At 66.5% G+C, this 13,699-nt stretch carries 11 protein-coding genes and 1 tRNA gene; 6 read left to right on the forward strand and 6 right to left on the reverse strand.

All coding sequences use genetic code 11. The features are described from left to right. The 3 genes from QE397_RS18575 to QE397_RS18585 form a co-directional block, all read right to left on the reverse strand. Window positions 1-660 carry a serine protease gene (locus tag QE397_RS18575; RefSeq protein ID WP_307096619.1) on the reverse strand — a complete coding sequence of 220 codons (660 nt, stop codon included), beginning with the start codon at window positions 658-660 and terminating at the stop codon, window positions 1-3. A gap of 8 nt (window positions 661-668) precedes the next feature. Continuing rightward, a complete protein-coding gene (locus QE397_RS18580) occupies window positions 669-1,337 on the reverse strand; it encodes a hypothetical protein (protein ID WP_056443346.1) in 669 nt (222 codons plus the stop codon). A 577-nt stretch (window positions 1,338-1,914) separates the two neighbouring features. Continuing rightward, window positions 1,915-2,238, reverse strand: a complete 324-nt coding sequence (locus QE397_RS18585; RefSeq protein ID WP_027506681.1) for a WhiB family transcriptional regulator — start codon at window positions 2,236-2,238, stop codon at window positions 1,915-1,917. A gap of 285 nt (window positions 2,239-2,523) precedes the next feature. On the opposite strand from QE397_RS18585, the gene QE397_RS18590 reads away from it, so the two are divergent. After that, the gene (locus QE397_RS18590) at window positions 2,524-4,893 is read left to right on the forward strand and encodes a transglycosylase domain-containing protein (protein WP_027506680.1); all 2,370 of its coding nucleotides are present in this window, start codon (window positions 2,524-2,526) and stop codon (window positions 4,891-4,893) included. A gap of 30 nt (window positions 4,894-4,923) precedes the next feature. Here the strand turns inward: QE397_RS18590 and QE397_RS18595 are convergent, their stop codons facing one another. Continuing rightward, a complete protein-coding gene (locus QE397_RS18595; protein WP_027506679.1) occupies window positions 4,924-5,397 on the reverse strand; it encodes a GatB/YqeY domain-containing protein in 474 nt (157 codons plus the stop codon). A gap of 75 nt (window positions 5,398-5,472) precedes the next feature. Here QE397_RS18595 and QE397_RS18600 point away from each other — a divergent pair, with 75 nt between their 5' ends. Both QE397_RS18600 and QE397_RS18605 read left to right on the forward strand, forming a co-directional pair. After that, window positions 5,473-6,438 carry a metallophosphoesterase gene (locus QE397_RS18600; protein WP_051613580.1) on the forward strand — a complete coding sequence of 322 codons (966 nt, stop codon included), beginning with the start codon at window positions 5,473-5,475 and terminating at the stop codon, window positions 6,436-6,438. A gap of 36 nt (window positions 6,439-6,474) precedes the next feature. Further along, window positions 6,475-6,548: transfer RNA gene (locus QE397_RS18605), tRNA-Pro, on the forward strand. A gap of 205 nt (window positions 6,549-6,753) precedes the next feature. Here the strand turns inward: QE397_RS18605 and QE397_RS18610 are convergent. Continuing rightward, the gene (locus tag QE397_RS18610) at window positions 6,754-8,145 is read right to left on the reverse strand and encodes an MFS transporter (RefSeq protein ID WP_307096624.1); all 1,392 of its coding nucleotides are present in this window, start codon (window positions 8,143-8,145) and stop codon (window positions 6,754-6,756) included. A 182-nt stretch (window positions 8,146-8,327) separates the two neighbouring features. Here QE397_RS18610 and QE397_RS18615 point away from each other — a divergent pair, with 182 nt between their 5' ends. Next, window positions 8,328-9,026 carry a TetR/AcrR family transcriptional regulator gene (locus QE397_RS18615; RefSeq protein WP_307096625.1) on the forward strand — a complete coding sequence of 233 codons (699 nt, stop codon included), beginning with the start codon at window positions 8,328-8,330 and terminating at the stop codon, window positions 9,024-9,026. Between the two features lie 23 nt (window positions 9,027-9,049). Here QE397_RS18615 and QE397_RS18620 read toward each other — a convergent pair whose 3' ends face one another. Further along, window positions 9,050-10,456, reverse strand: coding sequence for an FAD-dependent oxidoreductase (locus QE397_RS18620; RefSeq protein WP_307096628.1), 1,407 nt, complete (start codon window positions 10,454-10,456; stop codon window positions 9,050-9,052). Between the two features lie 112 nt (window positions 10,457-10,568). On the opposite strand from QE397_RS18620, the gene QE397_RS18625 reads away from it, so the two are divergent. Together QE397_RS18625 and QE397_RS18630 are read left to right on the forward strand one after the other, a co-directional pair. Next, window positions 10,569-13,082, forward strand: a complete 2,514-nt coding sequence (locus tag QE397_RS18625; RefSeq protein WP_307096629.1) for a molybdopterin-dependent oxidoreductase — start codon at window positions 10,569-10,571, stop codon at window positions 13,080-13,082. Between the two features lie 122 nt (window positions 13,083-13,204). Beyond that, window positions 13,205-13,678, forward strand: coding sequence for a tautomerase family protein (locus QE397_RS18630; protein WP_307096631.1), 474 nt, complete (start codon window positions 13,205-13,207; stop codon window positions 13,676-13,678). The last annotated feature ends 21 nt before the right edge of the window (window positions 13,679-13,699 follow it).

A 13,699-nucleotide genomic window follows, 5' to 3' on the forward strand; every position in this document is an offset into this window, starting at 1 on the left:
TCAGGCGGTGAGCCGCAGGCCCGCGCCGGGGCCGCCGCTCTCGTCGATCGCACGCAGGATCGACACCAGGTCGGTGACGACGGCGGGGCCGATGCAGGGTGCCACGAGGTAGGCGTTCACCATGCCGACCACGGACGTTCCCCGCACCACCGGCGCACCGGAGTCCCCGGCGTTCACGCACACCTGGGCGAACACCTGCTGGGAGTTCAGGATGTCACCGTAGGAGACTCCACACGTCGCACCGGTCGTACGACCCTGCTTGCACACGGTCTCGGCCAGCCGTGCGGGATCCCCGACAGCCGTGATGGTGGTGCTGCCGACGGAGGCCACCGGGGCCACCCGCTCCGCGTCGAACTGGATGATCGCCGTGTCGTACGCGGGCAGAACCGCGACAACGGAGCCCACATCTCCTGCGGCGGAATCGCTCTCGCTCGCCACGGTGTCGCCGACCCGTCCGCAGTGGCCTGCGGTGAGCCCGATGGTGCGCCCGGCGGTGTCCGCACCGATCACGGTGAGACTGCACAGTGTCTCTCGTCCGTCCTGCGTCAGGACCAGCCCGGAACCCCCGCCCAGCTCCACGCGCTCGGCGGCGGAGGCCTGAGCCCCGCCGCCGAGAACGAGCGAGCAGAGGACGGCGAGACCGACCAGAAGTACTCGCATCGGTGTGACTACTTCTTCACTGCGGGCGGCGCCTCGAGCAGCGTGACGAACTGCTGCGCATTGGCCACGGCGGAACCGAGACCACCGATGGCGGTACCGGCGAGCGATCCACCGGCGCCGAGCAGCAGGGCGCCACCGATGCATCCGGCGATCGGGCCCGCACCGAAGAGGAGCGCGACGGGAGCGGAGACGACGCCGGCCGCGGCCGCACCGAGGAGGCAGCCGCCGACGAGACCGGTTGCGGCACCGAGGAATCCACCGACCGTGGCGGTGAGCGACAGGTTGTCCTTGACGCCGGCGACCGCGGCGGGCAGGTCCACCTGGTTCAGGCCCGGAATGTCGTAGACCGGCGCGGCGGGCGCAGCGGCGTCGACCGCGAGGGTCGCGGTGTTGCCCTCGACCTGAGCGGACACGGGATGCGCCAGTCCGTCGACGGCGAGAGCCAGCGGCACCGAATCGACGACGACACCCGAGTCGTCGCGGATGACCAGGTGGTTGTTCTCGTTGCTCAGGGTTCCCGAGTCGGTGGTCACGAGCAGCCCGGTGCCCGCGGCCACGGCGTTCCAGTGCACCTCGGGAGCAGCGGCGGGTGCCGGATCGGCGTACGCGGTCGCGGAGGCGGTGCCCAGCGACACGATCGTCATCGCGGCGACAACCGCGATCTTGTTCATCTTCATGCCCGTCGAGTCCTTTTCGCAGTGGGAGCGAATCCGCGCTGATCGTCGGATCCGTCAAGCGGCGAGTGCCGAGCAGGATTCAACGGTCACGGTGGGACGGTGTCAATCGACGTGCGAGACAACGGAAAGCGAACCGCGAGGGACGGGCCGACACACGGACCGGGCGCGGCCGGGGCACCGAACGCCGGGTCCGATTCGGTGCCGGGCACGACCGGCGCGGCGGCGGGCGAGCGGGCGCCCCCACGGTCCGCGTCGACGACGGCGCAGGTCAGAGCGTGGAAAAGCCTTCCCGCGCGGGCGCGGCAGCCGAGCGACCGTGCGTCACGTTTCTTCCGATACGACCGATTCCGTTGTGACGCACACAGACTCGATGGAGGTCCGATTCGTCCGCGCTGTCGCGTGTGGTCGATCGACACGGGCGGGAGTGACAGACACCCCGCGCCCCGGACGGGTCCCGACGCGTCGTCGGGCGTTCACGAAGAGTTCATGCGGTGCGACGAGAGATCTCCCACCGCGAATCGGACATCGCGGTGGGAGATCACAGGAACCGTGGCCGGTCGCCCGGCGGCGGCGTGGGTCAGACGGCCGACTGGTGGTGACGCTGGGTCTCGAAGAACTCGGCCCAGGAGTCCACCTCGGGGTGCTGCTTGATCAGGGCCCGGCGCTGACGCTCTGTCATGCCGCCCCAGACGCCGAACTCGACACGGTTGTCGAGGGCGTCCGCTCCGCACTGCATGAGCACGGGGCAGTGACGGCAGATCGTTGCGGCCTTGCGCTGCGCGGCGCCGCGGACGAACAGTTGATCGGGATCCACTCCCCGGCATCGCGCCTGCGATACCCATGCGATGCGCGCTTCGGCTTCCCCGATGTCGAGCGCTGCATTCGGCGTTCCTGTGTGCATTCGTTGACCCCTTACCGTCGGCGAACACCGTTTCCCTGGCGTTCCGGGCGTCCCACCCGCCGACGCAGCTCACGCTGCACAGCGAACTGAGGAGCACCCCACTAACTGATGTGATTGTTATCTGAATCACATCGTGTCCATCAATGTAGGGGAAAGGCCGCGCGGGAAGCAAGGTGGGGGATCACTTTTCTGGTACGCCCGTGCGATCGGTCACATCGGAGCAGGTCAGCCGTCCACATGTCCGGTACGGGCTGTGTCCCGGAGGAGCCACGTACTCTGTTGTTCGTGCCGATCGCCAAGACTGTCGCCAAACTCGCCGGGTGCTCCGCCCTGGCCGGCGCGCTGCTCGCCGGAGTCATGTTCCCGCTCGCCGGCGGGTTCGGATTCGCGTCCAACCGCGCCGCCGACACCGTGGACAACGTCTCCGCGGAACTCGTCGAGGGAACGGTGCCCGCCGTGTCCACGATGGTGGACTCCGCGGGCAACCCCATCGCGTGGCTCTACGAGCAACGACGCTTCGAGGTGCCGAGCGACCGCATCTCGAACGAGATGAAGCTCGCCATCGTCTCCATCGAGGACCGCCGGTTCGCCGAGCACGAGGGCGTCGACTGGCAGGGCACGGTGCGCGCCTTCCTGACCAACACCACCAGCGGACAGGTGGAGCAGGGCGCGTCCACCCTCGATCAGCAGTACGTGAAGAACTACCAACTGCTCGTCGTCGCCAAGACGGACGCCGAACGCCGCGCCGCCATCGAGACCACTCCCGCGCGCAAGATCCGCGAGATCCGCATGGCGCTGACGCTGGACAAGCAGCTGACCAAGGACGAGATCCTCACGCGCTACCTCAACCTGGTGCCGTTCGGTAACTCGTCCTACGGCATCCAGGACGCGGCACAGACGTACTTCGGCATCGACGCGAGCCAGCTGAGCCTGACGCAGGCGGCGATGCTCGCGGGCATGGTGCAGTCCAGCTCCGCCCTCAACCCGTACACCAACTACGACGGCGTGATGGCGCGACGGAACACCGTTCTCGACACGATGATCCAGAACATCCCGGACCGCGCGGCGGAGATCGAGGCCGCCAAGGCCGAGCCGCTGGGCGTGCTGCCGGAGCCCAACCAGTTGCCGCGCGGCTGCATCGCCGCCGGTGATCGTGGCTTCTTCTGTGACTACGCGCTGCAGTACCTGGCCGATGCCGGCATCAGCAAGGACCAGGTGGACAAGGGCGGTTACCTGATCAAGACCACTCTCGACCCGGCCGTGCAGTCCTCCACGAGCGCCGCCCTGTCCGGGAACAGCAGCCCGGATCTCGACGGTGTCGCGACGGTCATGAACGTCATCGCGCCGGGGCAGGACTCGCACCGCATCCTCGCAATGGGGTCGTCACGGCGCTACGGCCTCAACGGCGACGCCAACGAGACCGTCCAGCCGCAGCCGTACTCCCTGGTGGGCAGCGGTGCCGGGTCGATCTTCAAGATCTTCACCACCGCCGCCGCGATGGAGAAGGGCCTCGGCACGTCCGCGGTCCTGCAGGTGCCCAACCGCGTCGAGGTCAAGGGACTCGGCGACGGCGGTGCGCGCGGGTGCCCTCCCTCGACGTACTGCGTGACCAACGCCGGCAACTACCCGCAGTCGCTCTCGGTGACCGACGCGCTGGCACAGTCCCCCAACACCGCCTTCGTGAAGCTGATCGAGTCGGTCGGCGTCACCCCGACGGTCGACATGGCCGTCCGCCTGGGCCTGCGCTCGTACACGCTGCCCGGCACAGCCGGCCAGGGCACCGACCAGAGCCTCGCCGACTACCAGAAGGAGGCGAACCTCGGCTCCTTCACGCTCGGACCGACCTACGTCAATCCGCTGGAACTGTCCAACGTGGCCGCGACCCTCGCGTCCGGCGGCAAGTGGTGCCCGCCCAACCCGATCGACAGCGTCTTCGATCGCAGCGGCAAGCAGATCCCCGTCACGCAGCAGGCGTGCGAGCAGGTCGTGGAGCCGGGACTGGCGAACACACTGGCCAACGCGATGAGCAAGGACGACCAGCCCGGCGGCACGTCGGCGTCCGCCGCGAGCTCGGTGGGCTGGTCGCTGCCGATGTCCGGCAAGACCGGCACCACGGAATCGCACCGATCCTCGGGATTCCTCGGATTCACGAACCGGTACGCGGCCGCCGCCTACACCTACGGCGATTCCCCGACTCCCAGCGAGATCTGCTCGTTCCCGCTGCGCCCGTGTGGTTCGGGCAACCTGTTCGGCGGTAACGAGCCTGCACGGACCTGGTACGACGCGATGGATCCGGTGGCCACGAACTTCGGCGACGTCGGACTCCCGGCCGTCGACCAGAAGTACGTGCGCGGATCGGCCAACGGCCAGGTTCCCGACGTCACGGGCCTGACGCAGAACTCCGCGACCTCGCAGTTGCAGGCCGCAGGGTTCCGCGTGCAGGTGGCGACCACCGCGTCGTCGGAGGGTCGGGGCACCGTGGTGAGCACGTCACCCTCGGGTTCCGCCATTCCGGGATCGACGGTCACGATCTACATCAGCGACGGGTCCGTCCGGGCGGCACCGGCAGCCCCGGCGCCGGGGATCCAGCTTCCGGCGTTGCCGCCCGGGGTCACCCTGCCGGCGATCCCCGGGCTGACGGCACCGCCGCGCTAGCTGCGGCAGTGGCGTGCGGCGGCGAGTGCCCTACAGCCGAGCCTTGACCGCGGCCGAGATGCGGGAGCCGTCGGCCTTGCCGGCGGCGATCGCCGTGGCGGCCTTCATGACCTGTCCCATCTGTCGCATCGCCGGGCGCTCACCGAGTTCCTCGGCCACCTGCGCGATGGCCGTGTCGGCGACGTCGGCCAGTTCGGCGTCGGTCAGCGGCGTCGGCAGGTACTCGTCGATGATCTGTGCCTCGGCACGCTCGGTGGCGGCGAGTTCACCGCGCCCGTTCTGGGTGTAGATCTCGGCGGACTCGCCGCGCTTCTTCGATTCCTTGGCCAGCACGCGCAGCACGTCCTCGTCGGTGAGCTCGTGTGCTTCCTTGCCCGACACCTTCTCGGTCTGTACCGCCGACAGCAGCATTCGCAGCGTCGCCGTCCGGAGCTTGTCCTTCGCCTTCATCGATGTCGTCAGATCCGCCCGCAGGCGCTTTTCCATGTCACAGTTCTCGGCCATGTCGGAAACGGTACTGTCGACGAGGTGTCCGGTACATCAGCGTTCCCCCGTCGCTCGGCGCACTCGCTCCCGAGTCTGCAGTCGGCCGCGCGTTCTCTCGCCACTCCCGGAGGGATCGCGGCTCTCGCCGCGGGATCGGCGGCGGTGGGGTTGACCTACGCCACGGCCATCGAGCGGAACGCCTTCGCGCTGCGGGAGACCACCATGCCGGTGCTCGCCCCGGGGTCGTCGACGCTGCGTGTCCTGCACATCAGCGACCTGCACATGATGCCGGACCAGAAACTCAAGCAGAACTGGGTGCGTGAGCTCGATCGGCTCGAACCCGATCTCGTCGTGAACACCGGCGACAACCTGTCCCACCAGCGGTCGGTGCCGGCCGTGGTGCAGTCGCTCGGGTCGCTCCTCGGTCGGCCAGGGCTGTTCGTGTTCGGCTCGAACGACTACTTCGCGCCCGTGCCCAAGAACCCCCTGAAGTACTTCTCGAAGAATCACAAGAAGGTGTTCGGGAACCCGCTGCCGTGGCAGGACCTGCGGGCGGCCTTCACCGAGCGCGGGTGGATGGACGTCACCCACGTCCGCCGCGAGCTCGAGGTGTCCGGCGTCCGGATCGCGACGGCCGGGGTGGACGATCCGCACCTGAAGCGTGATCGCTACGACACCATCGCCGGCGCGCCGAACCCCATCGCCGACGTGAGCATCGGCATCACCCACTCTCCCGAACCGCGCGTGCTCGATCGCTTCGCGGCGGACGGATACGACCTGGTGCTCGCGGGACACACCCACGGCGGCCAACTGTGCCTCCCGTTCTACGGCGCACTGGTGACCAACTGCGAGCTCGACCGCTCTCGCGTCAAGGGACCCTCGCGCTGGGGTGCCCACACCCGACTGCACGTCTCGGCCGGACTCGGGACGTCGCCGTATGCGCCGTACCGCTTCTGCTGCCGTCCCGAGGCCACCCTGATCACCCTCGTTCCGGCGAAGCGTCCGCCCAGGACCTCACCCGAACAGGGCGTTTCGCGTTCCGAAGCCATGGTGCGATAGAGTTGCAGAGCTGCCCTGACGGGGAGTGAACGGCCACGGGGTGTGGCGCAGCTTGGTAGCGCGCTTCGTTCGGGACGAAGAGGTCGTGGGTTCGAATCCCGCCACCCCGACTCGTGGTTGAGACACGAAAGAAAGCCCCGACCAGGGAAACCGGGTCGGGGCTTTCGTGCGTCCTCGCAGCGGTTCAGCGAGCGCTGTCCCGAGCGACCGTGCTCGCCGTCGCGTCGTCCGGACCGGGTAGTTCGGCATCGATGTCATCGTGCGCGACGGGATGGGCAGGCAGAAAAATGAGGGTGAGAACGGCAGCAGCGGCAGTCACGCCTCCCGCGACCATGCATCCGAGGACATTCCGTCGACGAAACCCACCCTTGCGACCTCTGTCAGTCGTGCGCCTACATCGGCACCGGCCTGACCGAACAGTTCCGCCGCCCTGTCGGCAGCGAAGAGTGCCGCGCCGACCGATTCGCTCGCGGGCTCCCGCAGCGGCTCGGGAAAGGATCCGACATCGAGATGATCGCGATACGCGGACAGTGCGACCGATCCGATCACCGCGACGCCGAGGGTGCCGCCGAGCTCACGCGTGGCGTCGTTGACCGCCGACCCCATGCCGGCCTTGTCCGGTGAGACCACACCAATGATCGCTTCGGTTGCCGGCGTGCCGGTCAGTCCGATGCCGCCACCCAACAGGAGCATCTGAAGCAGGATGACCCAGTAATCGGCGTCGGCAGTGAGAGTCGACGCCCACACGAATGCGACGCTGAGAGAGAACAATCCGAAGGCGACGACCACTTTCGTGCCGATTGCGACGGCGATCCGAGGCCCGACGAGCGCCGCCACCGCGATCGAGCCCGCGACCGGCAGGATTCGGACGCCGGTCTCCAGAGCGCCGTACCCGCGCACGAACTGGAAGTACTGGGTGACCAGGAAGATGAAGCCGAACAGGGCGAAGAATCCGCCGGTGACCGCTCCGCTTGCGGCGGTGAACCGCATGTTCGCGAACAACCTGACATCGAGCATGGGATGGCCGCTCCGGATCTCGTGGATGACGAACACCGTCGACACCACCGCAGCCACCACGAAGCCGATCACGGTAGGTGGCGAGCCCCATCCGCGGTCGGGTGCCTCGATGATCGAGTACACGAGCGTGCCGAGTGCGACGGTCGACAGTACGAGGCCGACGTAGTCGAGCGGCGGCGTAGCGGGGTCGCGCGACTCGGGGATGAAGCGCGCGGCGAAGAACAGCGTGACCGCCGCAGCGATGCCGTTGAAGACGAGAAACGATCCCCACCAGAAGTGCTCGATCAGGGCACCACCGACGACCGGACCGGTGGCCACCGCAAGGCCGGTGGCCGCTCCCCACAACCCGAGAGCTTTCACCCGTTCGGTCCGATCGGTGAACACGTTGGCGAGGATCGACAGCGTCACCGGATAAACCAGTGCAGCGGCGACACCGGCGAGTGTGCGCCAGGCGACGAGTACGCCGGGGCGGCCGCTGAGCGCTCCGCCTGCGGATGCCGCGACGAAGATGACGAGTCCGAGCAGCAGGAGCCGACGACGACCGAATCGATCGCTGAGCGATCCACCCGCCAGCACCAGCGCTGCGAACGCAAGATTGAACGCGTCGACAATCCAGAGCAGGTCCCGGGTGCTGGCCCCCAGCTCCCTGACCAGGGTCGGCAAAGCAATGTTGACGACGGTCGTCGACACGTTGACCACGAATACCGCTAGACAGAGCGTCGCGAGGACGGCCGACTTGTTGACGGAGCGCGTCGAGTACGGGCGGGTGAGGGGAATAATGAAGTTATAGCAGACGCTGTCTGCCGTACACCCTGCAACGGTCCCCTGTGCCGTCGGCGGGATGTCCCGCCGCAATGTGAAACGATCGACTCATGGCATCCGCTCACACGTCCCTCGTCGGGAGCGTCGACGACGAACCCGTCCGCGAGCGGCTCATCCGCTCGGCGATGGAGTTGTTGGCCGATGCCGGTCCGAGCGAGTTGAAGGTGCGGACGATCACCGATCGCGCCGGCGTCTCGACGATCACCATCTATCACCACTTCGGCGGATTGCAGGAACTGTTGCGGGAGGTCGTCATCCGCGGATACGCCGACCTTCGTACAGCCCTGCTGGCCGCATCAGCGGCACGAATGAACCCGGGCGCACGGTTGTTCGCAATGGCACTGACCACCCACGAGGTTGCCCGACGCAACGCCCATCTCTACGACATGATGTTCGGCCTGTCCACGCGAGGCACGTACCGATACGTCGCATCGACGGATCGGATGTCGAGCGAAGGGTTCGGGCCCGCATATGCCGTCCTGGCCGCGACATGCGAAGATCTGGCTCGCACAGGGGTGTCGCCGATCGCGGGAGAGCAGATGGCGGCAGAACTGTGGAGTCTCGTGCACGGTTTCGTCACGCTCGAAATCAGCGGGCAGTTCGCGGATTTCACAGATCCCGTGGCCACGATCTTGCAACCGATGGCGGTCAACCACTTCGTCGGGATGGGATACCCCCGCGATCTCTCCGTGGCCGGCGCGAAGCAAGCCGTGCGATGGTGGAAGCGGCGACAGCAGTCACAACCCTAGCGAGCATCCGGCGTGGTCGACCGTCACGAACGTCGGCGGGCGGACACTTTGTCGGGTTCGGCGGCGGCGAGCATGTCGTCACGCTCGACGACCTTGATGCGTTCGCGGCCCTCGGCCCGGCCCAGTGAACGTTCGTGTTCGTCGAGTCGGTGCCAGCCGTCCCAGGTGGTGAACTGCACGTCGCGCGATTCCAGGAGCTCGAGAACGGCGGATTCCTGCGGTGTGTCCGGGGTGTTCAGCGACTCGGCCCTCATGTCGTCGAGAATGCACTCGACGGTCTCGTTGGCGTCGCCCTTGGTGTGCCCGATCAGGCCGATGGGTCCGCGCTTGACCCAGCCCGTCGTGTAGAGCCCGGTCAGGTGGGCGCCCTCGTCGACGACCCGTCCGGCCTCGTTGGGGATGACCCCGGCCAGGGTGTCGAACGGGATTCCCGGCAGATCGTCCGACAGATACCCGACCGCGCGATAGACCGCACCGACCTCCCAGTCGGTGAACGCGCCGGTCGGCGTCACGTTGCCGCTCCCGTCCAGTCGGGTGCGTTCGGTGCGCAGACCGATGACCTTGCCGTCGGCGCCGAGGATCTCCACGGGTGATTCGAAGAAGTGCAGAAACAGCTTGTGCGGACGGTCACCGGGTTCGCGGATCGCGTAGTTCTCGATGATCGTGGCAACCTGATCGGTGATCTTGGAGGCGCGTCGCGCGACCGCGGACCCCTCGTCGTACTCGATGTCCTCGGGGTCGACGATCACCTCGATCGTCGGGGAGTGGTCCAGCTCTTTCAACTCGAGCGGCGTGAACTTGGCCTGGGCCGGGCCGCGACGCCCGAACACGTGCACCTCGACGGCTCTGTTGGCCGCGAGCCCGTCGTAGACGTTCGGCGGGATCTCCGTGGGCAGCAGCTCGTCGGCGGTCTTGGCGAGCACCCGCGCGACGTCCAACGCCACATTGCCGACGCCGATGACGGCAACCTTCTCCGCCCCCAGAGGCCAGGTACGAGAGAAGTCGGGGTGTCCGTCGTACCAGGCCACGAACTGCGCGGCACCGAAGGATCCGTCGAGATCGATGCCGGGGACGTCCATCGCGCGGTCCTCGGTTGCACCGGTGGAGAAGATCACCGCGTCGTACAGCGACCGGAGATCATCCACGGTGATGTCGGTGCCGAAGTCGACGTTGCCCAGCAGTCGGACCTGCGGCTTGTCGAGGACCTTGTGCAGGGCGGTGATGATGCCCTTGATGCGCGGGTGATCCGGTGCCACGCCGTAGCGAATCAATCCGAACGGCGCGGGCATCCGCTCGAACAGATCGATCGACACGCCACGCTCCGAGGCCGTGTCGGACTTCATCAGCGCGTCCGCAGCATAGATCCCGGCCGGTCCCGCTCCCACGATGGCGACTCGGAGGGGACGCGAATTTATAATGAGGTTATGCATCTGGTCATCGTACCCATCGTCCGCACGTCTTGTCGGTCGGATCTCCGATCGGATCCCCCGTACATGACTTTGTTATGTACGATCGCTCACACGACGCGAAGGGATCACCGACATGACGCAGGACGCGACACCAGCCGACTGGCAGAAGACCGCATGCATTCTGTGCGAGTGCAATTGTGGCATCGAGGTACTGCTCGAGGGCCGGGCGCTGACCAAGATCCGAGGCGACAAGGACCATCCCAACTCACAGGGATACAGCTGCGAGAAGCCGCTACGCCTCGATCGCTATCAGAACGGCGCTCACCGGATCGACAGCCCGCTGCGCCGACGTCCCGACGGCACGTTCGAGGAGATCAGTTGGGACACAGCCCTCGACGAGATCGCCGCTCGCCTGGCTGCCGTGCGGGACGAACACGGCGGTGAGCGAATCTTCTTCTACGGTGGCGGTGGTCAGGGCAACCACCTCGGTGGCGGATACGGCCGCGCGCTGTTCAACGGCGTGGGCGCCAAGTACATGTCGAACGCCCTCGGCCAGGAGAAGACCAGCGAAGCGTACGTCGACAAGCACCTGTACGGCGCCCACACGGCGGGCGACTTCGAGAACTCCGAAGTTGCCGTGTTCATCGGCAAGAACCCGTGGCAGTCGCACGGCATGGCCCGGGCCCGACCCACCTTGAAGGAATTGGCGCGCGACCCCGACCGGGCGATCATCGTGATCGATCCCCGGAAGAGCGAGACCGCAGCGATGGCGGACCATCACCTGCAGATCAAGCCCGGGACCGACGTCTGGTGTCTCGGCGCCCTCGACGCCACCCTCGTACAGGAAAACCTGATCGCGTCGGAGTGGCTGAACACCCATGCGGTCGGGGTCGGCGAAGTTCTGCAGCTGTTCCGCGACATCGACATCACCGACTACGCCCGACGATGCGGTGTGCCCGAGGACGACATCCGTGCAGCCGCCCGCCGCATCGCGCGAGCGAAGAGTGTCGCCACGTACGAGGATCTGGGTATCCAGCAGTCCCCCAACAGCACCGTCTGCTCGTATCTGCAGAAGATGCTCTGGGTGTTGACCGGCAACTTCGCCAAGCCCGGCGGCATGCACATCCACTCGTGGATCTTTCCGCTCGCAGGGCCGTGGTTCCCCATCGAACGGGACGAGCCGGTGCGGTTCTCCGGGGCGCGACGCGCTGTCGGACTCCGGTCGATGCGTCACGGCGCTGCCGCGATGCGCGCGGTCTTCTCACGCCTCGACGGGCATGCGACCTCCGGGAAGGTGGCCGAGAACGTTGCCCGATCCGCGTTGCACTTCTTCTTCCCGTCGGTGTCGGTGGCAGCGGCCGATCCGATAGCACGACTCGCCGGCAACGTGGACCGTGATGCCGAAGTGACCCCGGTGACCGGCGCGCGCATCATGGCAGGCTTGATCCCGGCCAACTCCATCGCGGACGAGATTCTGACCGATCACCCGGATCGGTTCCGTGCGATGTTCATCGAATCGTCGAATCCCTTGCATTCGTTGGCCGATTCGGAGCGCTTCCGGCAGGCGATGCGCAGCCTCGACCTCACCGTCGTCATCGATGTCGCCCTGACCGAGACCGCCAGGGCGGCGGACTACGTGCTGCCAGCAGCCAGTCAGTTCGAGAAGTACGAGGCGTCACTGTTCACTTTGCACTTCCCGCACAACACCTTTCAGATGCGTCACCCCTTGATGCCGCCGATGCCGGGCACCCGATCGGAGCCGGAGATCTACGCCGCTCTGATGGACAGGCTCGACCTCGTGGATCCGGGCATCATCGCGTCGTTGACGGCGTCCGCGCGGGTGGGTCGATCCGCCTACAGCCTCGCGCTGTTCTCGACGATCGAGCAGAAGCCCGAACTCGCCGGAATCGTGCCGTACCTCGTCTACCGCACATTGGGCGCAACATTCGCTCCGGGAGACGAGGCACAATCACTCGTCTGGAGTTTTGCCCATCTCGCAGCCATTGCACAGCCCGACGCGGTACGGCGGGCTGGGTTCACCCACGACGGTGAAGGACAGGGCGAAAAGCTGTTCGAAGCGATCCGTGATCGCCGCGAGGGCGTGATCTTCACCGAGGATCGCTACTCCGACGCCTGGTCCTACATTCGCCACGAGGACAAGAAGATCCACGTCGCGATCCCGGAGCTCATGGACGAGCTTCGCCTGCTCGACGCCGAGGAACCGTGCTACACCAGCGAGGAGTTTCCGTTCATCCTGTCGGCGGGTGAGCGACGGGCATTCACTGCGAACGTCATCATTCGCGACCCCGAGTGGCGTCGACGCGACAAAGATGGGGCGCTGCGCATGAGCCCGCAGGACGCCGCTGATCTCGCTGTCGACACAGGTGATGTCGTGCGTCTGATCACCGAGACGGGCATCGCGACAACGACGGTGGAGATCAGCGACATGATGCAACCCGGACACGTGTCGTTGCCCAACGGCATGGGTGTCTCCTACCCGGGAGAGAACGGAGACACCGTGGTCGGGGTGCCGCTCAACACGCTGACCACGGTCACGCGACGTGACAAGTTCTTCGGAAATCCGTGGCACAAGAATGTCCCGGTACGCATCGAACTCGTGGACTCGAGCGTGACAGCCGAAGGCTGAGAATACGCACCACGGCGAGATCAACCCGGAGGATCGACAACCACCGAACTCGCCCGCGAGGGGGCGGGCGAGTTCGGTGTGCGAGTCGAACCTTGGAATCGAACTGACCCACAGGAGAAAGCATGCCGCTCTGGAACATCAGGACCGCGAAGAATGTGTACACCGCCGACGACAAGAAGGCGTTCGCCGACAGCATCACGTCGTTCTACCTGGACGTCGTCGGGTTGCCGAAGTTCTACACCAGCGTCGTCTTCCATGAATTCGATCCCGAGAACTTCTTCCTCGGGGGTGAACCGACAGACGATTTCGTCCTGATCGAGGTGGTTCATGTCGCCCGCAACATGAACGAGCTGTCCGAGAAGCTCGGCGCGACGATGACCGAGGACGACCTGTATTCGTTGATGCGAGAGAGCTTCGCCGGGATCGTCCGACCGTTCGTCGACGATCGTGGGCTGCGCTGGGAGACAGCGGTTGTGGAAGGGCTCTTCAAGAGCTGGATGATCGACGGCATGACACCACCGCCGCCCTTCTCGGACGCGGAGAAGACGTGGGCGCGGCAGAACAAGCCGTCGCCGTATGACACAGAGTCGGCCTGACTCTCGGACCGGACATCGACG

Source organism: Rhodococcus sp. SORGH_AS_0301 (assembly GCF_030818285.1).
Taxonomy (GTDB): domain Bacteria; phylum Actinomycetota; class Actinomycetes; order Mycobacteriales; family Mycobacteriaceae; genus Rhodococcoides.

What these genes read in the sequence shown, in the direction of transcription:
- QE397_RS18580 (WP_056443346.1), bottom strand. Translation starts at nt 1,337, where the DNA reads ATGAAGATGAACAAGATCGCGGTTGTCGCCGCGATGACGATCGTGTCG.
- QE397_RS18595 (WP_027506679.1), bottom strand. Translation starts at nt 5,397, where the DNA reads ATGGCCGAGAACTGTGACATGGAAAAGCGCCTGCGGGCGGATCTGACG.
- QE397_RS18575 (WP_307096619.1), bottom strand. Translation starts at nt 660, where the DNA reads ATGCGAGTACTTCTGGTCGGTCTCGCCGTCCTCTGCTCGCTCGTTCTC.
- QE397_RS18625 (WP_307096629.1), top strand. Translation starts at nt 10,569, where the DNA reads ATGACGCAGGACGCGACACCAGCCGACTGGCAGAAGACCGCATGCATT.
- QE397_RS18620 (WP_307096628.1), bottom strand. Translation starts at nt 10,456, where the DNA reads ATGCATAACCTCATTATAAATTCGCGTCCCCTCCGAGTCGCCATCGTG.
- QE397_RS18615 (WP_307096625.1), top strand. Translation starts at nt 8,328, where the DNA reads ATGGCATCCGCTCACACGTCCCTCGTCGGGAGCGTCGACGACGAACCC.
- QE397_RS18585 (WP_027506681.1), bottom strand. Translation starts at nt 2,238, where the DNA reads ATGCACACAGGAACGCCGAATGCAGCGCTCGACATCGGGGAAGCCGAA.
- QE397_RS18630 (WP_307096631.1), top strand. Translation starts at nt 13,205, where the DNA reads ATGCCGCTCTGGAACATCAGGACCGCGAAGAATGTGTACACCGCCGAC.